The 25,039-nt window shown below is 69.9% G+C and carries 20 protein-coding genes and 1 pseudogene; 10 read left to right on the forward strand and 11 right to left on the reverse strand.

From position 1 onward, the window contains the following. Window positions 1-5 precede the first annotated feature (5 nt). The 5 genes from ACFWP5_RS25925 to ACFWP5_RS25945 all read left to right on the forward strand — a co-directional run bounded on the left by ACFWP5_RS25925 (window position 6) and on the right by ACFWP5_RS25945 (window position 5,142). The gene (locus ACFWP5_RS25925) at window positions 6-482 is read left to right on the forward strand and encodes a cupin domain-containing protein (protein WP_384161115.1); all 477 of its coding nucleotides are present in this window, start codon (window positions 6-8) and stop codon (window positions 480-482) included. Then, window positions 479-1,357: an alpha/beta fold hydrolase gene (locus tag ACFWP5_RS25930; protein WP_384161118.1), complete on the forward strand. Its 879-nt coding sequence runs from the start codon at window positions 479-481 to the stop codon at window positions 1,355-1,357. Before ACFWP5_RS25925 ends, ACFWP5_RS25930 begins: the two co-directional genes overlap by 4 nt. Beyond that, window positions 1,354-2,289, forward strand: a complete 936-nt coding sequence (locus ACFWP5_RS25935) for a 2,3-dihydroxyphenylpropionate 1,2-dioxygenase (RefSeq protein ID WP_384161120.1) — start codon at window positions 1,354-1,356, stop codon at window positions 2,287-2,289. The genes ACFWP5_RS25930 and ACFWP5_RS25935 overlap by 4 nt, the downstream gene beginning before the upstream one ends. A 171-nt stretch (window positions 2,290-2,460) precedes the next feature. After that, complete coding sequence (locus tag ACFWP5_RS25940; RefSeq protein WP_384161123.1) at window positions 2,461-2,811, forward strand: nuclear transport factor 2 family protein; 351 nt, start codon at window positions 2,461-2,463, stop codon at window positions 2,809-2,811. A gap of 303 nt (window positions 2,812-3,114) precedes the next feature. Further along, complete coding sequence (locus ACFWP5_RS25945) at window positions 3,115-5,142, forward strand: ATP-binding protein (RefSeq protein WP_384161126.1); 2,028 nt, start codon at window positions 3,115-3,117, stop codon at window positions 5,140-5,142. Between the two features lie 56 nt (window positions 5,143-5,198). On the opposite strand, the gene ACFWP5_RS25950 is transcribed toward ACFWP5_RS25945, so the two are convergent. Continuing rightward, entirely contained in the window at window positions 5,199-5,441 is a 243-nt protein-coding gene (locus tag ACFWP5_RS25950) for a hypothetical protein (protein ID WP_384161129.1), read from the reverse strand. Between the two features lie 354 nt (window positions 5,442-5,795). Here ACFWP5_RS25950 and ACFWP5_RS25955 point away from each other — a divergent pair, with 354 nt between their 5' ends. Continuing rightward, the gene (locus tag ACFWP5_RS25955; RefSeq protein ID WP_384161132.1) at window positions 5,796-6,023 is read left to right on the forward strand and encodes a hypothetical protein; all 228 of its coding nucleotides are present in this window, start codon (window positions 5,796-5,798) and stop codon (window positions 6,021-6,023) included. Here ACFWP5_RS25955 and ACFWP5_RS25960 read toward each other — a convergent pair. Beyond that, a pseudogene (locus ACFWP5_RS25960) lies at window positions 6,020-6,570 on the reverse strand (IS701 family transposase); the annotation flags it as partial. The gene ACFWP5_RS25955 and the pseudogene ACFWP5_RS25960 overlap by 4 nt on opposite strands. Before the next feature lie 465 nt (window positions 6,571-7,035). Here ACFWP5_RS25960 and ACFWP5_RS25965 point away from each other — a divergent pair. The 3 genes from ACFWP5_RS25965 (at window position 7,036) to ACFWP5_RS25975 (ending at window position 12,220) form a co-directional block, all read left to right on the forward strand. Continuing rightward, a complete protein-coding gene (locus ACFWP5_RS25965; protein WP_384161135.1) occupies window positions 7,036-10,263 on the forward strand; it encodes an alpha-L-rhamnosidase in 3,228 nt (1,075 codons plus the stop codon). 321 nt (window positions 10,264-10,584) lie between these two features. Beyond that, window positions 10,585-11,346 (forward strand): class I SAM-dependent methyltransferase, encoded by a 762-nt coding sequence (locus tag ACFWP5_RS25970; RefSeq protein WP_384161138.1) that lies wholly within the window; start codon window positions 10,585-10,587, stop codon window positions 11,344-11,346. A gap of 244 nt (window positions 11,347-11,590) precedes the next feature. Next, on the forward strand, window positions 11,591-12,220 hold the full coding sequence (locus tag ACFWP5_RS25975; protein WP_384161141.1) for an MMPL family transporter: 630 nt from the start codon (window positions 11,591-11,593) through the stop codon (window positions 12,218-12,220). A 239-nt stretch (window positions 12,221-12,459) separates the two neighbouring features. Here the strand turns inward: ACFWP5_RS25975 and ACFWP5_RS25980 are convergent, their stop codons facing one another. From ACFWP5_RS25980 to rutA, 3 genes are read right to left on the reverse strand one after another with little or no spacing between them, the layout of a single operon-like run. Further along, window positions 12,460-13,089 carry an isochorismatase family protein gene (locus ACFWP5_RS25980; RefSeq protein ID WP_384161144.1) on the reverse strand — a complete coding sequence of 210 codons (630 nt, stop codon included), beginning with the start codon at window positions 13,087-13,089 and terminating at the stop codon, window positions 12,460-12,462. Then, complete coding sequence (locus tag ACFWP5_RS25985) at window positions 13,086-14,597, reverse strand: MFS transporter (protein ID WP_384161147.1); 1,512 nt, start codon at window positions 14,595-14,597, stop codon at window positions 13,086-13,088. The genes ACFWP5_RS25980 and ACFWP5_RS25985 overlap by 4 nt, the downstream gene beginning before the upstream one ends. A gap of 31 nt (window positions 14,598-14,628) precedes the next feature. Beyond that, a complete protein-coding gene (rutA, locus tag ACFWP5_RS25990; RefSeq protein WP_384161150.1) occupies window positions 14,629-15,702 on the reverse strand; it encodes a pyrimidine utilization protein A in 1,074 nt (357 codons plus the stop codon). 261 nt (window positions 15,703-15,963) lie between these two features. Here rutA and ACFWP5_RS25995 point away from each other — a divergent pair, with 261 nt between their 5' ends. Then, window positions 15,964-18,900 carry a SpoIIE family protein phosphatase gene (locus ACFWP5_RS25995; protein WP_384161153.1) on the forward strand — a complete coding sequence of 979 codons (2,937 nt, stop codon included), beginning with the start codon at window positions 15,964-15,966 and terminating at the stop codon, window positions 18,898-18,900. A gap of 104 nt (window positions 18,901-19,004) precedes the next feature. Here ACFWP5_RS25995 and ACFWP5_RS26000 read toward each other — a convergent pair whose 3' ends face one another. The 6 genes from ACFWP5_RS26000 to ACFWP5_RS26025 all read right to left on the reverse strand — a co-directional run bounded on the left by ACFWP5_RS26000 (window position 19,005) and on the right by ACFWP5_RS26025 (window position 25,024). Beyond that, window positions 19,005-19,448 (reverse strand): DUF3592 domain-containing protein, encoded by a 444-nt coding sequence (locus tag ACFWP5_RS26000; RefSeq protein WP_384161156.1) that lies wholly within the window; start codon window positions 19,446-19,448, stop codon window positions 19,005-19,007. A 201-nt stretch (window positions 19,449-19,649) separates the two neighbouring features. Then, on the reverse strand, window positions 19,650-20,933 hold the full coding sequence (locus ACFWP5_RS26005; RefSeq protein ID WP_384161159.1) for an NAD(P)/FAD-dependent oxidoreductase: 1,284 nt from the start codon (window positions 20,931-20,933) through the stop codon (window positions 19,650-19,652). Between the two features lie 14 nt (window positions 20,934-20,947). After that, window positions 20,948-21,613, reverse strand: a complete 666-nt coding sequence (locus ACFWP5_RS26010) for a haloacid dehalogenase type II (RefSeq protein WP_384161162.1) — start codon at window positions 21,611-21,613, stop codon at window positions 20,948-20,950. A 65-nt stretch (window positions 21,614-21,678) separates the two neighbouring features. Further along, window positions 21,679-22,623, reverse strand: a complete 945-nt coding sequence (locus tag ACFWP5_RS26015; RefSeq protein WP_384161165.1) for an aldo/keto reductase — start codon at window positions 22,621-22,623, stop codon at window positions 21,679-21,681. Continuing rightward, entirely contained in the window at window positions 22,620-24,074 is a 1,455-nt protein-coding gene (locus tag ACFWP5_RS26020; RefSeq protein WP_384161168.1) for an aldehyde dehydrogenase family protein, read from the reverse strand. The genes ACFWP5_RS26015 and ACFWP5_RS26020 overlap by 4 nt, the downstream gene beginning before the upstream one ends. Continuing rightward, complete coding sequence (locus ACFWP5_RS26025) at window positions 24,071-25,024, reverse strand: succinylglutamate desuccinylase/aspartoacylase family protein (RefSeq protein ID WP_384161171.1); 954 nt, start codon at window positions 25,022-25,024, stop codon at window positions 24,071-24,073. The genes ACFWP5_RS26020 and ACFWP5_RS26025 overlap by 4 nt, the downstream gene beginning before the upstream one ends. Window positions 25,025-25,039 lie beyond the last annotated feature (15 nt).

Raw genomic sequence — 25,039 nt, forward strand, 5'->3', positions numbered from 1 at the left:
TCACCATGGCCGATTTCCTCGGCTCGATCCACGACACCGTGCGGCCCGGAGCGGCGCGGCCGGTCGTCGTGCACGCCGACCAGCTCCAGCCGCTGCCGGCCGACCAGGTGCACAACCCGACCGTGCTGGCGATCGCCGGGCAGCTGCCGACGGCCAGCTTCGAGCTCTTCCGGCAGACCATCCCGGCGGGTCTGAGCTCGGACATGCAGCGCCACCATCACGAGACGGTGCACTTCGTCATCAGCGGGCGCGGCCACAGCGAGGTGGAGGACGACACCGAGCCCTGGGCCACCGGCGACTTCATCTACACCCCGCCCTGGACCTGGCACCGCCACTACAACGACTCGGAGACCGAGCCGGTCGAGTTCCTCACCATCGAGAACTCCCGTCTGCTGAACCTGCTGGGCGTCGGACGTCGGCAGAGCGCGGGCCTGGTCACGGTCGCGGAAGCCCGCGCACGATTCAAGGAGGAGCAGGCATGAGCCCGCTGCCCGCCCACATCGGCATCTGGGGCGAACTGTCCGACGTAGAGCACGAGTTGAGGTTCGTCGACGTCGCCGGCGTCCGCACCCGGGTGCTGCGCGCGGGGTCCGGCCCCGAACTGATCCTGCTGCACGGCACCGGCGGACACCTTGAGGCCTACGCCCGGGACATCGCCGGGCTCGCCGCCGACTTCCGTGTCACCGCCTACGACATGGTCGGCCACGGCTGGTCCGACCTCCCGGACCGGCCGTACACCATCGACGTGCTCTCCGATCACCTCATCGGCCTCATGGACGCGCTGGGCATCGACTCGGCCCATCTGTCCGGCGAATCACTCGGGGGCTGGGTGACCGCGTGGACCGCGGCGTACCACCCCGACCGTGTCGAACGGCTCGTGCTCAACACCCCCGGGAACATCGCCAACAAGCCCGAGGTGATGGTCCGGATGCGCGAGAGCACCCTGGCCGCCGTCCGGGACCCGAGTGACGAAACCGTGCGTCGCCGCGTCGAGTTCCTCTTCCACGACACCTCGATGGTCACCGACGAACTGGTGAACCTGCGCCGCGCCGTCTACGGCCGCCCCGGCTTCCTGCGCGCCATCGAGAACACCCTGGTGCTCCAAGACCCCGAGGTGCGCAAGGAGTTCGCCTGGGATCCCGCCTGGGTCGGCCTGATCACCGCCCCCACACTCCTCCTGTGGACCGACCACGACCCGACCGGCGGACTCGACGAGGCGGCGATGCTCCGGAGCTGGCTGCCCGACGCCCGCCTGCACGTCATCAAGGACGCGGGCCACTGGCCGCAGTGGGAGAAGCCCGCCGAATTCCTCCGCACCCACCGCGACTTCCTGCTGCTCGGCAAGGACCCGGCATGAGCGAGATCCTCGGCCTGGTCGCCATGTCCCACTCCCCGTTCGCCACCCTGCTGCCGCCCGACGGCCCCGAACAGCCCGGCGGCCGCTTCCTCGCCGAGGCGGCCCGGCTCTCCCGGACGGTCGCACGGCTCGCGCCCGACGCGGTCGTCGTCATCGGCCCCGACCACTTCCACGCGAACTTCTACGACGCGATGCCGCCGTTCCTCATCGGCGTCGAACACGCCGTCGGATTCGGCGACTTCGGCAGCCGGCCCGGCCCCCTGCCCGTCGCCGGCGACCTGGCCTGGTCCGTCTACGACGGGCTCACCCACGCGGGCTTCGACCTGTCCCTGTCCTACTCGCTGACCGTCGACCACGGGCTCGTGCAGAGCTACGAGATGGTGTGCGGCGGCACCGACATTCCGATGGTGCCGCTCGTCGTCAACACCGCCGCTCCCCCGCTCCCGACCATGGAGCGCTGCATCGGCTTCGGCCGGGCGCTCGGCGACACCCTGCGCGGCAACGGCGCCGCCGGCCGGGTGCTGGTCATCGCGAGCGGCGGGCTCTCCCACTGGCTGCCCAGCAACGACCCGCGCGATCCGGCGATGGCCGAGGACCGCAGGCACTCGGTGATCCACGGCCGCGAGGACGCCCAGGCCTTCGCGGCCGCGCGCGAACCCCGGGTCCGGGCGATGGGCGGCGACCCGCACGCCCACGTCAACAGTGCGTGGGACCGCTGGTTCCTCAAGCAGTTGGGGACCGGAGAGTCCGAACCGATCGCCGCCCTCGGTAACGCGGGTCTGGAGGACCAGGCGGGCAGCGGCGGGCACGAGATCCGCACGTGGCTGATCGGGCAGGCGGCGGTACGGGCACCGCTGGCGTGGACCGCGTACGAGCCGGTTCCGGAGTGGATCACCGGAATGGGGCTGGGGGCGACCTTCGAGGTGGAGTGAGGGATGTGGGATGTGGGTGACCGGTTCGGTGGCGTCGGCGTGAGCGGGGATCAACTGGGCGTTGGCCAGGGCGAGTTAGACGTATCCGAGGCCCCTCCCTGGCCTGCAAGACTCCGAATCCCAATCCCGCCCGACCCCTGCCCGGATCCCGCTCGAACGAAAGGAAGCCGTGTGTCTGCGTTCCTCGACAACCTGCAGAAGGCGATCTCGACCCACGATCTCGATGCATTGGTCGCCTGCTTCACGCAGGACTACCGCTGCGACATGCCGACCCACCCGGCAAGCGGTTTCGTGGGACAGGACGTCGTACGCAAGAACTGGACCGGCCTCTTCGCCCGCGTGCCGGACATCGAAGCGCGCGTGCTGCGGTCCGTCCAGGACGGCGAAGTCATCTGGAGCGAGTGGGAAATGAGCGGCACGGCTGTCGACGACACGCCCTTTCTGGTGAGGGGCGTGGTCATCGCGCACACCGAGGGCGACCGGGCCGCTCAGGCGAACTTCTATCTGGATCCGGTCGAATAGGAAGGTGCAGGAACTTCCCGCCGGTCAGCGGAAGATGAAGGAATCACGCTCCGAAAATCCGTGCCCTCATCCGGCCCCTTGGCGACCGCCGGGCCGCCCCGCCCCGCGCGAACGGCCGTCGCCGAGGGCCGCCGCGAACCCGCCGAATCGATACACCCACCAGAGCACTTCACTTCATCGGCCACAGCAACCGTCCGATCGGATAGTCGCCAACTCCGATCACTTGCGACCGTTTCCGATGAGAGGGTTTAGCCCCTCGTCCGGGCCGTGCAGGATGGGACCGTGTTAGGCAACCTCCCAGTGATGACGACCAGCTTTGTCGGCCGCGAAAGCGAACTCGACACAGTCAAAACGGCGTTGGCCCAGCGGCGATGCGTCACGCTCACCGGTGGTGGCGGTGTCGGGAAGAGCCGGCTGGCGCTGCGCGCCGCGGAGCAGATCCGGGGTCAGTACGCCGACGGAGTCTGGTGGATCGACCTGTCCAACCTCTACGACGACCGGTTGTTCACCGCCACGGTCTGCGACGCGGTCGATCTGCTGGACCACAATCCCCGCGCTCCGGTCGAGGCGCTGTGCGAGTGGCTGACCGGTCGGCAGATTCTGCTCGTCTTCGACTGCTGCGAGCGCGTGTTGGCCTCCTGCTTGCTCCTGGTGAGCGAACTCCTCGCCGCAGCACCGCAGTTGACGGTCCTCACCACCAGCAGACAGACCATCGGGGTCCGGGGTGAGCACCGTATCGAGGTGGCTCCGCTCTCCATGGACGACGGTGGCGACAGTGGCGACGGAGACGCCGTACGGCTGTTCCGGGAGCGGTGTGCCACGGCCGCGCCCGCGGTGTCCCTCGACTCCCCCGGATCCGCCGAAGCCGTCTCCGCCATCTGCCGCCGTCTGGAGGGAATCCCGCTCGCCGTCGAACTCGCCTGCGCGCGCCTGCGGGAGAGCAGCCTGGCGGAGATCGCCGAGCGTCTCGGCTCGCGGCTGGACACGCTCGTGGACGAGACGCTGTGGCCCAGGCGGCACCGAGCTCTCCGTACGGCGATCGGCTGGAGTCATGAACTGTGTTCTCCGCTTGAGCGGTTGCTGTGGGCCAGGCTTTCCGTCTTCCGCGGGCCCCTCGAAGCGGCCGACGCGCAGTCCGTGTGCGCGGGCGGCCCGCTGAGCGCCGACGACATCCCGTGGCTTCTCGAGCGGCTGGCCGACCAGTCGGTTCTCCAACAGGTGGGCACCCGTTACCGGATGCTCGACACGCTGTGCGAGTACGGCACCATGTGGCTCGCCGAACTCGGTGAGGAGGACGCCCTCGCCCGGCTCCATGCCGCGCATTTCGCCGCCATGCTGGCCGAGGCGGAGGCCGGCTGGCTCAGTGACCAGCAGGTCGCCTGGTACGCGCGGATCTCGGCGACCCACGCCGACGTACGCGCCGCACTCGACCATCTCATCGAGGCGAATCCCGACGCCGCCGTCGAAATGGCCGGCCGCACGGGCCTGTTCTGGCCCTGTTGCGGGCACCTGCACGAATCCCGCGACTATCTCGAACGCGTCCTTGCCCTCGACACACCCACGGGCCCGTCCCGCACCCGCGCGCTCTGGGCCCTGGGGATCACGCTCACCCTCCAGGGCGACCACCGGACCGCCCTGCGCATCGGGGAGGAATGCACCGAGGCGGCGCGCGAGGACGGCACCCCGCAGTCCGAGCTCTTCGCCGCCCACACCCTCGGCCTCACCCACCTCATGGCCGGCCGTCCCGAGGCCGCGTACGACGTGTGCGACCACGCGCTGATCAGCCACGGCACGTCGCCGCCGTCGGGCGCGCCGCAGCTCTGCTGCATGGTGATCCGGACCTTCGCCCACTCCGCGCTGGGCCGGCTGGCCGAGGCCTACGAAGCGGCCATCGCCCTGCGCCGGCTCAGCGTCCGGTACGGCGAGCACTGGGCCCGGTCGTACGCGTTCCACCAACTCGCCTTCATAGACCTCCTTCAGGGCCGCGCGCACGACGCCGAGCTCCATGCCCGGGCCATGCTCGCCAGCAAGCACAACCTCAACGACAATCTCGGCATCGCCCTCGCGCTCGACCTCCTCACCGGGGCGAACGCGGTCCAGGGCAACGGCATCGCGGCCGCGCGCACCTCCGGCACCGGTAACACCTTCTGGCGCATGCTCGGCCACCCGAACCACGGCACACCCGAACTCTCCGAGGTCCGCGACCAATGGGAGTCGCAAGCCCGCAAGTCGGTCGGGGACGACGCCTACGACAAGGCTTTCACCAACGCCCTGAACGACGACGCCGAAGAGGGCCTCGCCCTTGTGATGCAGGGTCCGCTCGCCTCCTGACCGTGGGCTTGACGGTCGCGGAGAGAGGGGAACCTGCCGTGACGATCACCTGCGGGTCAGGCGTAGCAGTGTGAGCTGAGGCCAATGCGGATACCGGTCACGTTGCCGTAGCCCCGGATGCTCAGACGGGCCTGGCGTCCCGGTTCGACGCAGCTGGTGTACCCGCTGCTGTAGAGGAAGTACGCGACGCCGTCGTGCCGGGCGTTGTAGGCGTAGGTGACGTCGGCGCGGCTGAAGGTCTGCCAGTAGCGTGTGACGTCTTTGTAGTCGCTGACCTTGGTCTGGTAGTCGTCGTACACACAGACGTACGGATGCCTGCATCCAGTGAGCGTTGAGGCTGACGCGTGAGCTGCCGTTCCGGTTGCCAGACCTGACCCGATGAGCAGCGCGGCCGACGCGCACAGTACGGCGAGCCGTTGCGTAAGACGATGGCGCATGGCCTCTTCCCCCTCGTTGTACGGATGACGAGCTCATCAGTGCTCGACCTCGAACAGGAGGGCGTGCGCGGGTGGTTCGGAGGTGCGCGTACCTGTTGCGGCCGCCCCGGCGCCCTTCTTCACGCCTGTGCCTTGCAGAAGGTGTTGACGGTTCGTCATCGACCTCGGGTTTCGGCGCCCGGCCCGCGTCACATGCCCTCAGGCCGAGCCACCCGGGTGCGACTGGTCCATCGCCAGCAGCAGGGCCTGGACGCCGTGAGCGGATCCCGTGACGTACCGCTGTATCCGCAAGCAGGCGGGGCGCGCGGCGAGAAACTCCTACAGGGACCCGCGGCCATGATGATGACCAGGTTCGCGCACACGCTCACGACGACCTGGATGCCGCCGAAGGCGAAGCCCTGGCGCAGGACGTCGCCCGCCCGGGTGTCCGTCAAGCTCCGTTAAGGCAACTCCCGGCGTGGCCAGGACATTCGGGGCCCGCCGAGGCCCACAGAGGGGTTCGCATGACGACCGCGATGGCGCCGACACCTCGCCAGGAGCAGTGAACCCCAGTGGGACCAGCTCAGCCGGTGGGCCGTGCCGTGGATGCGTTCGGCGACGAGGGTGATGAACAGGCGGGCGATCTCGTTGCAGGTGAGCGGGATCAACATGTCCGGGGTGGGACGGTGGGTGTGTTCGTCGGTGCGGACGACGGCCAGGAAGGCGTGGCCGCGCATGGCCAGGGTGACCCAGCGGGAGACGTGTAGCAGCGGTAGTAGGCGAGTTCGCCAGTGGACCGGTTGCGGCGGATCAGCGGGTGACGGTGACCGGCCCTGGGACCGTGCAGTGCGATGTGGACCCAGTCGTGGAAGCGCTGCCCTTTGACTCCGTTTCCGGCGGACAGCTTCTGCCGGGCGCGCTTGGGGAGCTTATAGGCCAGGACGTCCGCGCGGAACATCCCTGCATGGGTGGTGACTTCGTGGGTGCGGGCCACCGCGAGGACGTAGCCGGTGGCTCAAGTCCTGGGCCGACAGGGCGTACCAGAGTGCCGGCCGCCGGATCCCGAGTGCCCTTCCGGAGTCGTCGGCTCAAGCGGTGGAAGCGCCGACACGACAGCACCCGCCCCACGGAGGCGTTCCGTCCCGCTGAGCACTCGAAGATCGGGTACACGGCGGGCACAAGTGGCCCGGTTGAGGCCGCCCGACCTCTGTTCCTCACCTCGGCCGAGTACGCCGCCACGCAGCCCTGATCACGACGTGTCGAGCCTTGCTCGGCCCAAGGGCTCGCAGGCTCCGATTGAAACCGTTCAATGCCACCGCATCAACATCGGGCACCGGCTCCGCCCTCAGCGATCGCGAAGTAGCCGTGTAGCGAAAACAATTGCACGACGATTGACCCCGGCCTCACCAGGCTCTACGTTACCCACGCCTCTCAAATCTGAATCGATTCATCCATTCCGTGCGAGTGAGGAGTCGTAGTGATCAGCAGGAGGAACATGATCGCGGGCGCGGTCGCCACGGTCGCGGCAGCGACCGTGGACAGCGTGCCGGCGATGGCCGCGCCGGCATCCAGACAGGCGCAGGCAGAGACACAGACGCAGCGCGACGGACTGCGCGTCACGGCGCCGACCGTGGAGTACGTCCAGCACCCGCTGGGGATAGACGCGCAACGCCCACGGCTGAGCTGGCCGTTGGCCTCCGACGGGGTGGGTATGCGGCAGAGCGCCTATCAGATCCGCGTCGCCACCACCGCGTCGGGCCTGTCCCGCCCGGACGTCTGGGACAGCGGGAAGGTCACGTCCGGCGAGTCGGTCCTCGTGTCCTACGGAGGTCCTGGACTCAAACCCAGGACGCGCTACCACTGGTCCGTACGCGTGTGGGACGCCGACGGACAGGCCTCCGGCTGGAGCGCGCCCTCGTGGTGGGAGACCGGGCTGATGAATGCCGGGCAGTGGAGCGCCGACTGGATCTCCGCACCGGTGGGCCTCGTGGACGCGCCGTCCTTCGAGGGCGGTTCCTGGATCTGGTTCCCCGAGGGTGATCCGACGAGCAGTGTTCCGGCGGCCACCCGTTGGTTCCGTCAAACCGCCCAACTGCCCGACGGAATCACGGCGGCGACGCTCGCCATCACCGCCGACAACGTGTACGCCGTCTCCGTGAACGGAGTCGAGGTGGCCCACACCGATCTCGACACGGACAACGAGGACTGGAAACGCCCGGCGGTGATCGACGTACTGGACCGCGTGCGGGCCGGTGACAACGTTATCGCCGTCGCCGCCACCAACGCGACCGAGGGCCCGGCGGGGCTCATCGCCGTCCTCGTCGTCCGTACCGCGTCCGGTGAGCAGAAGGTGTTCACCGACGGCTCCTGGAAGGCCATGGATCAGGAACCTCCCGGCGGATGGCGGGAGTTGGAGTTCGACGACGGGGGCTGGCCGGCAGTCCGGGTGGCGGCGGCCTGGGGCGGCGGACCGTGGGGGCGCGTCGTCCCGGTGTCGTACGCGGTCACCCAACTGCGGCACGAATTCCCGCTCCGGCACCGGAAGGTGGCACGCGCCCGCCTCTACACCACCGCGCTCGGCCTGTACGAGGCCCACCTCAACGGCAGCCGGGTGGGCCGCGACCAGCTCGCTCCCGGCTGGACGGACTACCGCACCCGCGTCCAGTACCAGACGTACGACGTCACCACGCTCCTGCGCCCCGGCGCCAACGCCATCGGGGCGTACCTGGCCCCCGGCTGGTACTCAGGCAACGTGGGCATGTTCGGACCCGGACAGTACGGCCAAGTCCCGGCGCTTCTCGCGCAGTTGGAGGTGGAGTACACGGACGGGACGAGCGAGCGCATCACGTCGGGCACCGACTGGCGGGCCGCATCCGGGCCGATCGTCGCCGCCGACCTGCTGAACGGTGAGACGTACGACGCGCGCAAGGAGACCCCGGGCTGGGCCTCACCCGGCTTCGACGACACGGCCTGGCTCGGCGTACGAGGCATGGGTGACGTCGGCGACATCGGTCCCGACCTGATCGTCGCGCAGGTGGACGGCCCGGTGCGGGTGGAGCGGGAGCTGACGCCGAAGAAGATCACCCAACCCCAACCCGGCGTCTACGTATTGGACCTGGGCCAGAACATGGTCGGCTCTGTGCGGCTACGGGTGTCGGGCGACGCGGGGACGACCGTCCGGCTCAGACACGCCGAGGTGCTCAACCCCGACGGCACCGTCTACACCGCGAACCTGCGGACCGCGGCGGCGACCGACACGTACACCCTCAAGGGCGGCGGGAAGGAGGAAGTCTACGAGCCCCGCTTCACCTTCCACGGTCTCCGGTACGTCGAGGTGACCGGATTCCCCGGCACCCCCTCGGCGAAGGCCGTCACCGGCCGCGTCATGCACACGTCCGCCCCCTTCACCCTCGACTTCGAGACCGACGTACCGATGCTCAACCAGCTGCACCACAACATCACTTGGGGCCAGCGCGGCAACTTCCTCTCCGTTCCGACCGATACACCCGCACGCGACGAGCGCCTGGGATGGACGGGAGACATCAACGTCTTCGCGCCCACGGCCGCGTACACGATGGAGTCGGCCCGTTTCCTGTCCAAGTGGCTCGTCGACCTCCGGGACTCCCGGACCGCGGAGGGCGCGTTCACGGACGTGGCGCCGGTGGTCGGCACGGTCGGCAACGGCACGGCCGGCTGGGGCGACGCGGGTGTCACAGTCCCCTGGGCCCTCTACCAGGCGTACGGCGACCGCCAGGTTCTGCGGGACGCCTGGCCGTCGGTCCAGGCGTGGCTGACGTACCTGGAGCAGCACAGCGACCAACTGCTGCGCCCGGCGCAGGGATACGGCGACTGGCTGAACGTGGACGACGAGACCCCCAAGGACGTCATCGCCACCGCGTACTTCGCGCACAGTGCCGATCTCGCGGCCCGGATGGCCGGGGAACTCGCCGAGGACGCCGCCGCCTACCTCGATCTCTTCGAACGGATACGAACGGCCTTCCAGAGCGCCTACGTCACCTCCGACGGCAGGGTCAAGGGCGATACGCAGACGGCCTACGTCCTGGCGCTGTCGATGAACCTGCTCCCGGACGCGTCACGGAAGGCCGCGGCCGACCGTCTCGTCGCCCTGATCGAGGCCAAGGACTGGCACCTCTCGACAGGATTCCTCGGCACTCCCCGACTGCTGCCCGTCCTGACCGACACAGGCCACACCGACGTCGCCTACCGCCTTCTCCAGCAGCGCTCCTTCCCCAGCTGGGGCTACCAGATCGACCGGGGCTCCACCACGATGTGGGAACGCTGGGACTCCATCCGGCCCGACGGCAGCTTCCAGGACGCGGGCATGAACTCCTTCAACCACTACGCCTACGGCTCGGTGGGGGAATGGATGTACACGAACATCGCCGGTATCTCGGCGGGTCGGCCCGGCTACCGCGAGATCGTCATCCGCCCCCGTCCGGGCGGAGCCGTCACCACCGCTCGCGCCACGTTCACCTCGGTCTACGGCCCGGTCTCCACCCGTTGGCGGCAGCGGTCCGACCGGTTCACGCTGACCTGCGCGGTGCCGCCCAACACGACCGCCGAGGTGTGGGTCCCCGCGTCCACCCCGGACGCGGTGACCCACACCCACGGGACGTACCTGCGCCAGGAGGACGACTGCGCGGTCTACCGGGTCGGCTCCGGCACCCACCGCTTCACCACCTGATCAAGGCGGTGCGGCTGCCCGGAGCGGTCACCGGCCCGGGCAGCCGAGGGGGCGGCCGGCCCTTGAACGTCTCGCGTATGTCCGCCGAACTCCGTTGGGACAACTCCCCTTTGCTCATATTCGGGACATGAGCGGTCGATGCCACCGCACCATGTCCGCGCTCGTGGCTCCGGGATTCTTCTGCCTGCCCTGCCCCTGTGGCCGGGCAGGCAGCGCCGACACGAAGCCGCGGTAGCTGCGGCGGTCCGCAGCCTGACCTCCCGCGGGGCTAGTGTCTGTCGGATGAGCGCGGACGATGCGAACCGGCGGTGGACACGATCCATGCCCGAGGCCTACGAACGCCACCTGGTGCCCGTCCTCTTCCAGCCCTTCGCCATCGACCTGGCCACCAGGGCGGCAGCGCTACGACCCCGCACCGTCCTGGAACTCGCCGCCGGAACCGGGGCGTTGACCTCGGCCCTGCTCACCGCCGTGCCCACGGCCTCGGTGGTGGCGACCGACCTCAACGAAGCAATGGTTACTGCGGGGTCGGCACGGGAACCGCGCGCGGACTGGCGGCAGGCGGACGCCCAGAACCTGCCCTTCGAGGACGACACCTTCGACCTCGTTGCGTGCCAGTTCGGGGTGATGTTCTTCCCCGACAGACCCGCCGCCTACACCGAGGTGCGCCGGGTCCTGGCCCCGCAGGGACGGTTCTTGTTCAGCAGCTGGGGCCCGCTGGCCTCGCACGGATTCGGGGCCGCCTTCCAGACTGCCCTGGAACAGTGCGTGCCCGACGGAGCACCCCCGTTCCTGAAAGACGTGCCCCACGGCTACTCCGATCCGGCCGTGGTCGCCGCGGACCTCACGGCCGCCGGACTCACCCTGGCCACCGCCGAGGAAGTCACGCTGGAAGGCATCGCGGAGTCGGCAGCCTCCCTCGCCACCGGGTTCCTCACCGGCACACCGGTGAGCGCCGCCGTGCAGGCCCGCGAAGACGCGCAGGCCCTCCAGGCCGCTGTCACCCAGAAGTTGACGGACCAACTCGGCACCGGCCCCGTGACGGCACCGATGACCGCGACCGTCTATACAGCGCACCAGTAGACACGGCCCTCCCCACCCGGTGAGCGCGGCCACCGGATGACGAGAGGCGCCACAGAGGGACAACCGCACCCGAGTGCTGACTCCCGACGCGAGCGTGGTGCCCCGACGCGGCGACGTGCAGCACCCGGCGCGTCCACCATGGCGGCCACGGCGTGGCGGGCACCCGGCCTCTGGATGGCGGTCGGGTACCCGCCCGGGTGGGGGCGGCATCACGGAGATCGTCGCCGTACCCACCCGCGAGACGGTGGACAACACCAGTGTGGCGGTGGTGAGTTCGGTCCGGAACGCGACGAGGAACCTGCCCGGGTATGTCGGCGTGACCGGCCGGGGCGCCATCGTCCTCGACTACCAGCGGGCGGTCTTCGACGACTTCCCCTACGTCCTGGGCCTGATCGCGCTGGTCACCTTCGTGCTCCTGGTCCGCACGTTCCGCTCCCTGCTGCTGCCGCTCAAGGCGGTGCTGCTCAACCTGGTCAGCGTGGCCGCGGTGTTCGGGATGATCACCTGGTCCTGGCAGGACGGACACGGCTCGAACGCCGTGTTCGGGATCTCGGCGACCGGCGCGCCGACGTTCTGGCTGCCGGTCCTGATCTTCGCGTTCCTGTTCGGACTGTCCATGGACTACGAGGTGTTCATCCTGGCCCGGATGCGCGAGGAGTACGACCGCACCGGTTCCACCGCGTACGCCGTGGAGCACGGCCTGGGCCGCACCTGGCGGCTGGTCACGTCGGCCGCGCTGATCCTGTTCTTGGCCTTCGCCGCACTGGCGTCCGCCCCGGGCACCGACATCAAGGTCCTCGCCTCCGTGCTCGGCGCCGGCACCCTGCTGGACGCCACCGTCGTACGGGCACTGCTGGTGCCGGCGATGGTCTAACTGTTCGGCAGGTACAACTGGTGGCTGCCCGCCGGGATTGGCGGGCTGCTGCGCATTGAGCCGTCGCCGCTGGTCCCCGACACTGTCCTTCCCACCGGATACGAGGCCGGACTGCAACCACCGGCCCGGCCCACAGCCGACCGCGAACCTCTCCTACCCGAGGCGCGTCCGTGACCCGAGTCCAGCCCGAGGTGCGTCCGTGACCCGAGCGGGGTGGTGCACACGACGCACACGACCAGTCAGCCGAGAGACGCGAGGTACTGCTGAACCCGCCCGAGCGGCCACACCTCGCCGATCTTGTGCCTGATGTCGAAGAGGTTCGCCGCGTGGATGTCCGGGTCCCGGTCGCCCACGGCCTCCTCGACCACGATCGGTACGAATCCGTGCTGCATGGCGTCCAGAGCGGTGGCCCGGACGCAGCCGCTCGTCGACAGTCCGCCGATGAACAGGGTGTCGATGCCGTTGGCCGTGAGGTGGGTGGCCAACGCGGTGCCGAAGAAGGCGCTCGGGTACTGCTTCGTCACGGTCAGGTCGTGCGGCGCAGGGGCCAGACCGTCGATGAAATCGCCGAAGGGGCTGCCCTCTGCGAATGCCCGAAGGACGGGCACCTTGCGTAAGAAGAGGCCGCCGTCACTGCCGTCCGCCCGCAGCAGCACCCGCGTGACGATCACCGGAATCCCGGCCCGGCGGGCGTCGGCCAGAAGGCGCCTCATCGCGTCGGCCGCCGGTTCGACTCCGGCGTAGAGCGGGCACTCCGGGTCGACGTAGGCGCGGGCGGGGTCCACCAGGATCAGGGCCGGGGACGTGCCGGGGGTGAGATGCCCGTCGAACCCGGCGCGCTCGTAGTCCTCCTGAGCGGAATCGGTCATGGCGTCGTCCTTCCTGAAGTGGCGGACTCCGGTGGGGCGTTGACGGTGGTGGCATCGGCGGTACGAGGCGCCCGCAGCGACGTGGGAAACGCCAGGCAGATGGCTCCCCCGACCACGACGATGCCCGTGAGGACGAACCCCGTGGCGCGGATGTTGGCGACGAAGCGGTCCAGCTCGCCCGACGCGAGCACGTTCAGGGTGTTCAGTGTTCCGTCGTACGCGGCCTGGCGGGCCGGTTCACTCAACCCCGTCGTCGTGAACGCGAGCGCGAGGGCGGTACTGAGCAGGTAGCCCACGTTCTGTGTGGTGGACCGCAGGCCGTTGGCCATCCCGCGCCGGTCGGACGGTACTCCGAGCATCAGCACGCTCGTGCTCGGCGTCATGAACAGCCCGGTGCCGGCCCCGACCAGGAAGAGAAACGGGGCCACCGCCCAGAACGGCACAGCAGTCGTCGAGAGTGTCAGCGAGAAGCCCAGCAGCCCGCATGCCGTCACGGCCATGCCTGTTGTCGTCAGCGCTCGCGGGGTGAAGCGGTCGAACAGGGAACCGGCGGCGGCCGAGGTGATCAGCGTGCCGGCCGCGACCGGTGTCACCAGCACCCCCGCCTCCAGGGACGAGGCTCCGCCGACCGCCTGCTCGTGCAAGGACGCCAGGAGTACGACGGCGTAGCTGCCGACCGCGTTGGCGAGCACGGCCCCGAGCACGAGGGCGATCGCGCGGGTGCGCAGCAGCGCCATGTCGACCAGGGGGTGCGAGCGCCGTGTCTGGACGACGGCGAAGGCCGTGAACAGTGCGAGGGTCGCACCGCCGCAGGCCCACGGCAGCCAGTAGGCGACGGTGGCGGTGACACCGGGTGTCAGGGTGAGGACCAGGGCGGTCAGCATGGCCGTGGACAGCAGCGCGCCCGGCAGGTCGAACGGTTCACGGACCCCGCCGACCCGCTCTCGGCTCGCCGGGACGGCCAGTACCGATGCGCCGATCGCGACCAGTCCGATCGGTACGCAGACGACGAACAGCCCACGCCAGCCGAGCAGTTCGGTCGCCGCGCCGCCGACGACCGGCCCGGCGACCTGGGCCGTCGCGGCCACCGTGACGTTCCAGCCGAGTGCCCGTCCCAACGTGTGCGCGGGGAACACGTCGGTCAGCAGGGCCGTGTTGTTGGTGATCACGGCGGCGGCGCCCACGGCCTGCACGACCCGGGACGCGATCAGGAACCCCGCCGACGGGGAGAGCGCCGCGAGCCCGGTCCCGACAGTGAAGACGACGAGCCCGGCGAGATACAGGCTGCGGCGGCCGACGATGTCGGCGACCCGGCCGAAGACGAGGATCAGGGCGGTGGTGACCAGCATGTAGCCGAGCAGGATCCAGTCGGCCTGCCCGGGGTCGGCCCCCAGCTCCCGGGTGATCGTGGGCAGCGCGACGGCGAGACCGCTCATGTTGAGGAACACGGCCACCACACCCACGGCGGTGGCCGCGAACACCCGCCACGGACCTCGGCCGGCGGTCACGACCGCACGCCCGGACCGTCCGGAGCGACGGTCACCCGGCCAGCGACCGCGACTTCATCAGCGGCTGGATGCGGGTACCGAAGTTCTCCAGGCCTTCGAGGAAGTCGTCGAAGACGAGCATGATCCCCTTGGTGCCCTCGACCTCGGCGACCTCGTCGAGCATCTTCGCGACGGTCTCGTACGAGCCAACCAGCGTGCCCATGTTGAAGTTCACCGCGCCCTCGGGCAGCACGATGGTCCGGGCGGTGGAGGTGTCGTCGGCGGTGGTGTCCGTGGCGGACTCGCCGGCCATGTACGCCAGCGCCGCGTGGTCGGCGTTGTCGTGGTAGTCCTGCCACTTCGCCCGGGCGGCCTCGTCGGTCTCGTCAGCGATGATCATGAAGAGGGAGAGCGCGCCGACGTCACGGCCCGTCACCTCCGCCGCGTCCACGAGCGAGGCCGTGGTGTCCGACAGCGCGAGCGGGGTGTTGACTCCGCTGCCCAGGATGAAGTTGTACTCAGCGTGCTCGGCGGCGAACCGGATGCCCGTGGGGCTCTGCCCGGCCGCGACGATGTCGATGTGCCCGTCCGCCGGGCGCGGCGACAGCACGCAGTCGTCCATCTCGTAGAAATCACCCTTGAAGTTGCTGACGCCCTCGCTCCACAGCTCCTTCATCACGGTGACGTACTCGGCCGCTCGCGCATAGCGGTTGCCGAAGTGTTCGTCGCCGGGCCACAGGTCCATCTGGGAGTACTCGCCGGGTGCCCAGCCGGTGACGATGTTGATGCCGAAGCGGCCGGGGGCGATCGAGTCGATCGTCGTGGCCATGCGCGCGACGATCGCCGGGGGCAGGACGAGGATCGGGGTGGAGGCGTACAGCTTGATCCGCTCTGTCACGGCGGCCAGGCCCGCCATCAGCGTGAACGACTCCAGGTTGTGGTCCCAGAACTCGGTCTCGCCGCCGAATCCCTTGAGCTTGATCATCGACAGCGCGAAGTCGAGTCCGTGCTCCTCGGCCTTCTGCACGATGGCCTTGTTCAGCTCGAAGCTCGGCAGGTACTGGGGTGAACTCTTCGATATGAGCCAGCCGTTGTTGCCGATGGGGATGAATACGCCGATGTCCATGCCGCTCCTCGTTGACGGGTGCGCGGGGTGAGCCTGACGGGGTGACAACGTCCGGACATGATCAAGGGGTTCCATACCCCGTTCACGACGCCCCGTTCCCCCGGATGCCGAGTATTGTCACCCGAGCGAACGCGGGTGGAGTTCCGAGGCAACTCGGTCTGGAACGCTGCCTGTTGAGAGCCGTGTGCGAGAGCCGGAGTCAAAGGTGAGAGTCCTGCGCAGCACCGTGTTATGTGAGGCGGGAACGGTAAAATTTACGGTATGAACGCACGTCTGGCTCTGCTCGGCACCGTGGACCCCGGCGTCACCGAGAGCGAGGTCTTCCGGCTGGCACTGCAGCACGCGGTGGGCGAGCTGGGCGCTCTCGGTGGAGCGATTCACCTGCGCGGGCCGATGTCCGCGCTGCGGCTGGTGTCGTCGGCCGGGCTGCCGCCCGCCCTCACCCGCCCGTGGGAGATCATCGACCAGGAGGGCCCGACAGCCCCGGCCAGGGCCCTGCACCAGGGCAGTGGTGTGTGGGTGCCGGTACAGCCCACCGCCGCGGGTCAGGAGCTCGCCTGGCCGGGCACCGGTCTGGCCGCCGTACCGGTGTCCGGCGGGGACCGCAGCATCGGCGCGCTCACGGTCCTGATGGGCGAGCAGGGCGAGCCCACCCCTCGGCAGTGGGACTTCCTGAGGGATCTGGTCGCCTGGACCGAGGAGCGCATGAGCCAGGCGCCGCCGCCCTCCGGCCCCTCCCAGACGGAGCCGGGCGGCGACCGTGACCGGCTGCGGCAGGCGCTGAAAGAGGTCAGTGTCGGTTCGTGGGACTGGAACATCCGCACCGGCGACCTGATCTGGGACGAGGCGGCCCTGGAGCTGTACGGCACCAGACCTGAGGACTACACGGGCAAGATCGAGAACTGGATGCGGATCGTCCACCCCGACGACCTGGCGCCCACGCTGGACGCGGCCGGACGGGCGATCCGCGACCACGGCGTGTACGAGGCCGAGTACCGGGTGCGACGCCTGGACGGCACGTACGGCTGGACCCAGGCCCGCGGACGGGCGACCTACGACGAGCACGGCGAACCCCACCGGATGATCGGCGTGGGCTGGGAGAGCAACGAGTCCCGCTCCGCCCGGGACGCGCTCAGCCGGGCCCTGCGCCACATGAGCGACGGCTTCCTCGCGGTGGACGACGAGTGGCGGATCACCTTCGCCAACCTGGAGGCGGAGCGCACCCTGGGCCTCTCCGAGGAGGAGCTGTTCGGGCGCCTGCTGTGGGAGCTGCCCACGGTACGGAACGTCCCCGGCCTGGAGGAACGCTGCCGGAAGGCCGCGGCCGAAGAGACGCCCGTCGGCTTCGACGCCCAGTTGGAGGGCACCGGCCGCCGCCACCACCTGCGACTGGTCCCGGGTCCCGACGGAGTCACCCTCTACCTCACCGACGTGACCGAGAAACGGCAGCACGAGGAGGAGCGCCGGGCGTCCGAGCTGGCGGTGGCCCGACGCGCGGTCCGGATGGGCGAGTTGACGGCCGCCCTCGCCAAGGCGACGACCTCGCAGGACGTGGTGGCAGCGGTCGCCCGCCGGGTGCTGCCGCCGTTCGCCGCCGCCGGACTCCTGGTGCAGGCCGTCGAGGGCGACCGGCTGCACACCGTGGGCGCGGACGGCTACCCGGACGACTTCCTGACCACCGTCGACGGCCACATCCGAAAGCCCGGTGAGCCGTCCTGGGACGTGATCGCGTCCGGTCTGCCGCTGTTCCTCTCCTCGGTCGAGGAGTACGCCGCCCACTACCCCCACCTGGCCGCCAGACCGGCCCGGGCCGGCAAACAGGCATGGGCGTTCCTGCCACTGACCGCCTCCGGCCACACCTTCGGCGTCTGCGTCGTCGCTTTCGACAGCGCCCGCCGGCTCACCGACGAGGAACGCACCCTGCTGACCACGATCAGCGCCCTCGTCGCCCAGGCCCTGGAACGAGCCCGCCTCTACGACGCCGAGCACACCCGTTCCCGCGAACTCCAGCGGAGCCTGCTCCCCCGGGCCCTGCCCGACCTGCCGGCGTGCACCGCGGCCGCCCGTTACCTGCCCGCGGGACAGGGCATGGACGTGGGCGGCGACTGGTACGACATCATCCCGCTCTCCGGCGGCCAGGTGGCCCTGGTGGTGGGCGACGTCATGGGCCACGGCCTCCCGGAGGCGGCGACGATGGGCCGTCTGCGCACCGCGCTGCACACCCTCGCCGACCTTGAGCTGCCGCCCGACGAGATCATGAGCCACCTCAACGAACTCGTCGCCGGTATGGGCGAGGAGTCGTACGTGACGTGTCTGTACGCGCTCTACGACTCGACGACCCAGATCTGTTCCATCGCCGGGGCCGGTCATCCGCCGCCGGCCGTGGTCCACCCGGACGGCACCGTGCACTTCCCGGAACTGTCGGCCGACCCGCCCCTCGGCGCGGCGGAACCGCCGTTCGAGACAGTCGAGTTGAAGGTGCCGGAGGGAAGTCTCCTCGTCCTCTACACCGACGGCCTGGTGGAGTCGTCGAAGCGCGAGATGGACGAGGGCATGGCGGACCTGGCCCGCCTCCTGCGTACGGCGCACCGCACCGAGTCCGGCGGGGAGGCGGACCTGGAGCAGCTCTGCGACACCCTCACGGCGGGCCTGCTCCCCGCCGAGCACTCGACGGCCGACGACGCCGCCCTCCTCGTCGCCCGGCTCCACGCCCTGACCAGCGACAAGATCGCCTCCTGGCCGCTCCCGGAGGATCCACGGGCGGCAGGCCAGGCCCGCCGCCACGTCCGGGAGCAGCTGCGCACCTGGGGCCTGGAGGACCTGACCCCGACCACGGAACTCCTGGCCAGCGAGCTGGTCGGCAACGTCGTACGCCATGCCAAGGGCCCGGTCAGCCTGCGCCTCCTGCACGGCGCCGAGCTGATCTGCGAGGTCTTCGACGGCAGCCTGACGATGCCCCGTATCCGCCGCGCCACGGAGACCGACGAGGGCGGTCGCGGTCTGCAACTGGTCACCGCCCTCTCCCAGCGCTGGGGCACGCGCTACACGCCGACGGGCAAGTGCATCTGGACGGAACAGGCACTGGGCGCTCCCGGAGCCCGGCAGGAACTCCCCGACGACGCCTTGGAGTTGATGTTCCCGACCGCGGGGGACTTCACCGGGGACCTCGACTCACTGCCGTTCGGGGACGAGGACTGACAGAGCCGTTGCGAGCGCTCAGGTTGTCGTTCGGCTCCTATGGCGGTCGCTCGCCCTGGTGGGCCCTGGTTGTGGTCCCGTCGGAGGCCCGGAACCGGCCGCCCCTACCCCCACAGGAACCCCATCAGGGCAACCAGTCCAAGGAACAAGCCGCCGACCAGGGCCATGCCCAGGCACATTTCCCAGACACCGACGACCGCTTCCTGCTCGTAGTCGGCCAAGGTGCCGAGGTAACACCACTTGTCGGGGCGGTCCCGCCGATAGAGCACGGGCATCCCCTTCCCCTCCTCCGGTGGAAAGCTCTTCGGTTTCCCCTTCGCCTTGGCACGCACCAACCGGCCGGTCTCGATGGTGAATTCGAGTGTCGGCACGTAACCCTCGTCGCTGGTTTCACCCTCGTGGACGAAACGTTGCTTGATCACCACGCCGGTGGTGACCTTCAGACGGGGCCGCACGAACCCGGCATGTATCCGCATCACCAGCGCCCATCCTGTAGCCAGCGCCACGCATACAGCCCACAGCCCGATCAGAGGCAGGAACCAGGTCAATTCGAGACTCCTTCCTGATGGCGCTCGGCCGACACATGACCGCCCGCTCCGGGCAGGTGCCACAAGTCTGGAAGGTCATACCCGTGTGTCATCGGTGGAACCACGTAGATCGCGCCCCGAGGCGCCCCACGCTCCGGTCGGAGTTGGCAGGGGTGACGCGACGTGTGGGGTGCGAACCCGTGTCGCAACGGCAGGACAAGCTCAGCGCAGCCGGTCCTTGGCCTTGTAGTAGGCGCCGCCGAAGGGCAGGAACCAGGCGGTGCCGTTGTAGAAGGGGACGGGGACCTTCGGGAAGCCGAGGCCGCGCAGGGGGTTGGCCTCCGGGTGGCCGTCCATGACCTCGGCGATCGCCCGGCCCATGTAGGTGGCCATCTGGACGCCGTGACCGCAGTAACCCATGGAGTAGTACAGGCCGTTCTCCTCGCCCGCGTGCGGCATGCGGTCCCACGAGAACCCGACGTTGCCGCCCCACACGTAGTCGATCCGGACGTCGGCCAACTGCGGGAAGATCTCGGTCAGTTCCCGCTTCAGGACGTCGCCGCTCTTGATGTCGGAGGCCGGGTTGGAAGGCGCGAAGCGGGCCCGGCCGCCGAAGGCGAGGCGGTGGTCCGGGGTGAGACGGACGTAGTGGCCGATGTTCTTGGAGTCGACCACCAGGCGGGCGTTCGGGATGAGTTGGCGGGCGCGCTCCTCGCCGAGCGGTTCGGTGACGACGACGAAGCTGCCGACGTTGATCAGCCGCTTGCGGAACCAGGGCATCGCCTTGTCCGTGTAGGCGTCGGTGGCGGCCATGACCTGCTTGGCGCGGATGGTGCCGTGCAGGGTCTCCACCAGGAAGCCGCCGCCCGGCAGGCGGGTGAGGCCGGTGGCCGCGTTGCGTTCGTGGATCCGCGCGCCGGCGCGTTCGGCGGCCTCGGCGAGGCCGTGGACGTACTTGCCGACGTGCAGTCCCGCACTGAGCGGGTCGAGCAGCGCGCCGTGGTAGTGGTCCGAGGCCAGCTCCGACCTGAGATCGCTCGGGGAGAGCAGTGTGGTCTCGTGGCCGAAGTTCTCGGCCAGATCGCGCTGGGTGGCCTTCATCGACTCGAAGTGCTGTGGTTTGTACGCCACTCCGAGCCGGCCGGAGCGCTTGAAGTCGCAGTCGATCTGCTCCTTCTGCGTCAACTCCTCGACCACGTCGACGGCCTCGCGGAACGCGTCGTACAGCTCGCGGGCGCGTTCCTGTCCGTAGCGCCTGCGGGCCTCGCCCACGCCGATGGTGATGCCCTGGGTACACATGCTGCCGTTGCGCCCTGAGGCGCCGGAGCCGATCTTGTCCTTCTCGACGAGGACGACGTCGGCGCCCTTGCCGGCTGCGTGGTAGGCGGTCGACAGGCCGGTCAGACCGCCGCCGATGACGACCACGTCGGCCGACTCGGGCAGGTCCTTGCCCGAACGGTCGGGCAGGGGCGGGGCGGTGTCCAGCCAGTAGGGGATCTGCTTCATGGCGGGGCTCCTGTTCAGCAGCCGAGGAGGGCGGGCAGCCCGGACAGGTCGGGCAGTTCGTCGTACGGCTGGTAGGCGGTGCTGCCGAGGCGACCGTAGCGGTTGATCCACACACGGCGCCTCAGGCCGAGGTCACGGGTGGGGATCAGGTCGTACTCCCAGCCCTGGGCGGTGTGGATGACCTGGGACGGGTCGACGCCGATGGTCCGGTAGGCGTGCTCGAAGGTCTCGCGGTCCGGCTTGTACGCCTTCGCCTGCTGGGCGGTGATGACGTGGTCGAACTCGACGCCGATGTTGGCGATGTTCCGCGCGATGAGTTCGTCGTCGGTGTTGGAAATGATGGCGATCTCGTAGCGGGTCTTCAACGCGCGCAGGGCGTCCTGGACTTCGGGGAAGGGGCCGAAGGTCGGTACGGCCTCGACGAGGGCGTCGCCGTCGGACGCGCGGTACTCCAGGCCGTGCAGGCGCATCGCCATCTCCAGGCTGGAGTGCAGGACTTCGTGGTACGGGCGGTAGGGCTCCAGGACGGCCTGGAAGCGGATGACGCGGAAGTCGTCGAGGAACTCGTCGACGTCCAGGCCGTCCAGGTCGAGCCGGTCGGCCAGGACCTTGAGGGTGGTCGGGCCGAGCTGGAAGTCGACCAGGGTGCCGTAGGCGTCGAAGGTGACGATCTCTCGCATGAAGTTCAGCCTCTTTTCAGGGGAGTTGAGGAGGGGGGCGGGGTTCGGGGGTCGAACTCCGTGGGTCAGACGACTTGTTCGCCTGGGCGCACGATCTCGTCGATTGCCGCGAGGTCGGTCGCGTCGGGGATCCAGTCGGCCGCCGCCGCGTTGGCGGTGACCTGGCCGGGGGTCATCGCGCCGCAGATGACCGAGCCGACTGCCGGCAGGGCGGCGAGGCCGCCTACGGCCACCTGGAGCAGGGGCAGTCCGCGTGCGGTGCCGTACGCGGTGAGTGCCTCGACGCGGTCGAGGGCGGCGTCGGTGAGCCAGCCCTGTCGCCAGGACAGGCGGCTGCCGGGCGGGGGCTGTTCGCCGCGCCGGTACTTGCCGCTGAGCAGGCCGTTGGCCAGCGGGTAGTACGGCAGCAGGCCGACGCCGGTGCGCAGGCAGGCGGGGATCAGATCGGTCTCGGCGCCGCGGTCGAGGAGGTGGTAGCGGGCCTGGGTGCTGACGAAGGCGTCGGTGAGCTGCGCGGCGGGGAGGTTGGAGCAGCCGAGGTGGCGGATCTTGCCCTCGTCCACGAGCTCGTGCAGGGCTGCGATCGTGTCGTCGAGCGGGGTGACGCCGTCGGGCTCGTGGTACTGGTACAGGTCGATCCGGTCGGTGCCCAGGCGGCGCAGGGAGGCTTCGACGGCGTACCGGATGTAGGGGCGGGAGCCGCGTGGGCCGTGCCGGGCGGGCTCCCCGCCGGGGGTCATCTCCATGCCGAACTTGGTGGCGAGGACGATGTCGTCGCGGTGCCCTTTGAGGGCGGCGCCGAGGAGCCGTTCGCCGTCGCCACGTGTGCCGCCCCGGTCGCCGGCGCCGCCGTACATGTCGGCCGTGTCGAACAGGGTGATGCCGGCGTGGAGCGCCGCGTGGACGACCGCTGTCGTGCCGTCCTCGTCGAGCCGGGAGCCGAAGTTGTTGCCGCCGAGGCCGACCACCGAGACGGTCGGCCCGCGCTCGCCCAGCGTGCGGTACCTCATGACCCGTTCCCGAAACCGATGCAGACGTTCTTGGTCTGCGTGTAGCTCGCCAGCGCCTCCAGGCCCTTCTCCCGGCCCCAGCCGCTGTGCTTGTAGCCGCCGAAGGGCAGCTCGATGCCGGTGCCGACGCCGGTGGCGTTGACGTAGACCTGGCCCGCCCTGATGCCTTCGGCCATGCGCAGCGCCTTGTCGATGTCGCGGGTCCAGACGTACGAGGCGAGGCCGTAGGGGGTGTCGTTGGCGATGGCGAGGGCTTCCTCGGCGTCGTCGAAGTCGATGACGGTGACGACGGGTCCGAAGATCTCCTCGCGGGCGCAGCGGGCCTGGTTCGTGAGGCCGGTGAGGACGGTCGGCTCGATGTAGTAGCCGTCGGCGAGCGCGGGGTCGGCAGGGGCGCCGCCGCCGGTGCGCACGTCGGCGCCCTCCTGTCGGGCCAGGTCCAAGTAGCCCTGGACGCGGTCGCGTTGGCGGGCCGCCACCAGGGGTCCGATGTCGGGGTCGTCAAGGCCGGGGCCCAGCCGTAGCGAGGCGGCGTGGGCGACCAGCTTGTCGAGGAACTCCTCGGCGCCGCGTTGCAGCAGGATCCGGGTGCCGGCCGAGCAGGTCTGTCCGGCGTTGCCGAAGGCGGAGCCCGCGACCGCGCCCAGGGCAAGGTCGAAGTCCGCGTCGGCGAAGACGATGACGGGTGACTTGCCGCCCAACTCCACGACCGCGGGCACCACGTTGGCCGCCGCCGCCTGCGCGACCTTGATGCCGGTCGGCACCGAGCCGGTGAACGTGACCTGGTCGATGTCCGGGTGTCCGGCGAGGGCGGCGCCGGTCTCGCCGTCGCCGGGGAGGACGTTCAACACCCCTGGCGGGAGGCCGCATTCGAGGGCGATGCGGCCGATCTCCAGTGGGGTGAGGGGCGCCTCGGGCGACGGCTTGAGGACGACGGTGCAGCCTGCGGCCAGCGCCGGGGCCGAGCCCCTCGCGGTGTTCTGGAGCGGGTAGTTGAAGGGAATGATCTGTCCGGAGACCCCGATCGGCTCGCGGACCGTGTAGTCGATCAGGCCGGGGCCGAGCGGGATGGTGGAGCCGCCGAGTTTGTCGACCAGGCCCGCGTAGAACTCGAAGTAGCGGGCGGCGGCCTCGACATCGGCCTTCGCCTGGGCGAGCGGCTTGCCCACGTCCCGGCTCTCCAGCCGGGCCAGCCGGTCACCGTCCGAGCGGATCGCCGCGGCGATGCGGTTCAGCAGGCGGCCCCGGTCGGCGGAGCGCATCCGGGCCCACTCGGGCGCCGTGAAGGCCGCACGGGCCGCGGCCACCGCCTGGTCCACGTCGGCCGGGCCCGCCAGGGCCACTTCGGCGATGGGTGTCCCGTTCGACGGGTCGAGGACCGTGAAGGTGCGGTCGTCCGCCGCGGGGATCTGCTTGCCGTCGACGACCAGCAGCCGGGTGTCGTCACTCATCGCCGGATCTCCCCTTCCACTGTGCCGAAGATGACGACCTCGTCGCCGGGGTGGACCGTGCGGATCCGGCGTACCCAGAGCACGATGCCGTCCTGCGGGGCGCGGACCTCCTCCAGCGTGTTGCCGTAGTGGTCCACGACGTGGGCGATCAGATCGCCTTCCTTGCAGCTCTCCCCCGGGTCGGCGTGGCCGACGAAGAAGCCGCCGGCCGCTGAGCGGGCGAAGGTTCCGGTGACCGCCGTATAGGTCTCGCGCAGTTCCGGCTCACCGTCGGTCATACCGAGCTGGCGCATGATGTTGCGGACGGAGTTGATGTGCAGCTCGACAGTCGACTCCCGGTAGGTGCCGCCGCCCGCCTCGATGGTGATGGCGGGCTTGCCCGCGGCGAGGGTGGGATGACGGACCGTGCCGCCCCACTTGCCGCCCTTCCAGACGAGTCGGTGTCCGGCGGCCAGGCCGATGTCGGTGGCCAGGTCCTCGTAGCCGCCCTGGACGATGACCAGCGGGGCGATCTCGCCGAAGGTGCCGCCGGTGTGCAGGTCGACGAGGGCGTCGATGGCGGGCACGACCTGCTCGACGAAAGTGGCGGCCAGGCGCAGCGAGTACGAACCGTCGGCGTCACCGGGGAAGATGCGGTTGAGGTTGAGGTGGTCGAGGCCGCTGCTGCGGGCGGCGGCCTCGAAGGCCGGGGTGTTCATGCAGGGGATGCCCACGAGCGTGCCGCGCAGGGTGGCGGGGTCGGTCTCGGCGAGGACGCGGCGGACGGCCTCCTGGCCGTCGTACTCGTCGCCGTGCACGCCCGCGTCCACGCACAGCACCGGGCCGGGCTCGGTGCCGTTGACGACGATGAGCGGGATGCCGAGTTCCACGCCGTAGGTGCTGGTGCCGACCGGGATCAGGCCCTGGGCGCGCTCGCCGGGGGCGACGGTCAGCGGACCGATGGAGTACATGAGGTGCTGCCTTTC

Origin of the sequence: Streptomyces sp. NPDC058469 (assembly GCF_042721125.1) — a bacterium.
Taxonomy (GTDB): domain Bacteria; phylum Actinomycetota; class Actinomycetes; order Streptomycetales; family Streptomycetaceae; genus Streptomyces.

Bases quoted from the DNA above. Each gene is read 5' to 3' on its own strand.
- ACFWP5_RS25935 (WP_384161120.1), top strand. From the start codon at position 1,354: ATGAGCGAGATCCTCGGCCTGGTCGCCATGTCCCACTCCCCGTTCGCC.
- ACFWP5_RS26020 (WP_384161168.1), bottom strand. From the start codon at position 24,074: ATGAGTGACGACACCCGGCTGCTGGTCGTCGACGGCAAGCAGATCCCC.
- ACFWP5_RS26015 (WP_384161165.1), bottom strand. From the start codon at position 22,623: ATGAGGTACCGCACGCTGGGCGAGCGCGGGCCGACCGTCTCGGTGGTC.
- ACFWP5_RS25995 (WP_384161153.1), top strand. From the start codon at position 15,964: ATGAACGCACGTCTGGCTCTGCTCGGCACCGTGGACCCCGGCGTCACC.
- ACFWP5_RS26025 (WP_384161171.1), bottom strand. From the start codon at position 25,024: ATGTACTCCATCGGTCCGCTGACCGTCGCCCCCGGCGAGCGCGCCCAG.
- ACFWP5_RS26010 (WP_384161162.1), bottom strand. From the start codon at position 21,613: ATGCGAGAGATCGTCACCTTCGACGCCTACGGCACCCTGGTCGACTTC.
- ACFWP5_RS25945 (WP_384161126.1), top strand. From the start codon at position 3,115: ATGACGACCAGCTTTGTCGGCCGCGAAAGCGAACTCGACACAGTCAAA.
- ACFWP5_RS25930 (WP_384161118.1), top strand. From the start codon at position 479: ATGAGCCCGCTGCCCGCCCACATCGGCATCTGGGGCGAACTGTCCGAC.
- ACFWP5_RS26005 (WP_384161159.1), bottom strand. From the start codon at position 20,933: ATGAAGCAGATCCCCTACTGGCTGGACACCGCCCCGCCCCTGCCCGAC.
- ACFWP5_RS25980 (WP_384161144.1), bottom strand. From the start codon at position 13,089: ATGACCGATTCCGCTCAGGAGGACTACGAGCGCGCCGGGTTCGACGGG.
- ACFWP5_RS25925 (WP_384161115.1), top strand. From the start codon at position 6: ATGGCCGATTTCCTCGGCTCGATCCACGACACCGTGCGGCCCGGAGCG.
- rutA (WP_384161150.1), bottom strand. From the start codon at position 15,702: ATGGACATCGGCGTATTCATCCCCATCGGCAACAACGGCTGGCTCATA.
- ACFWP5_RS25970 (WP_384161138.1), top strand. From the start codon at position 10,585: ATGCCCGAGGCCTACGAACGCCACCTGGTGCCCGTCCTCTTCCAGCCC.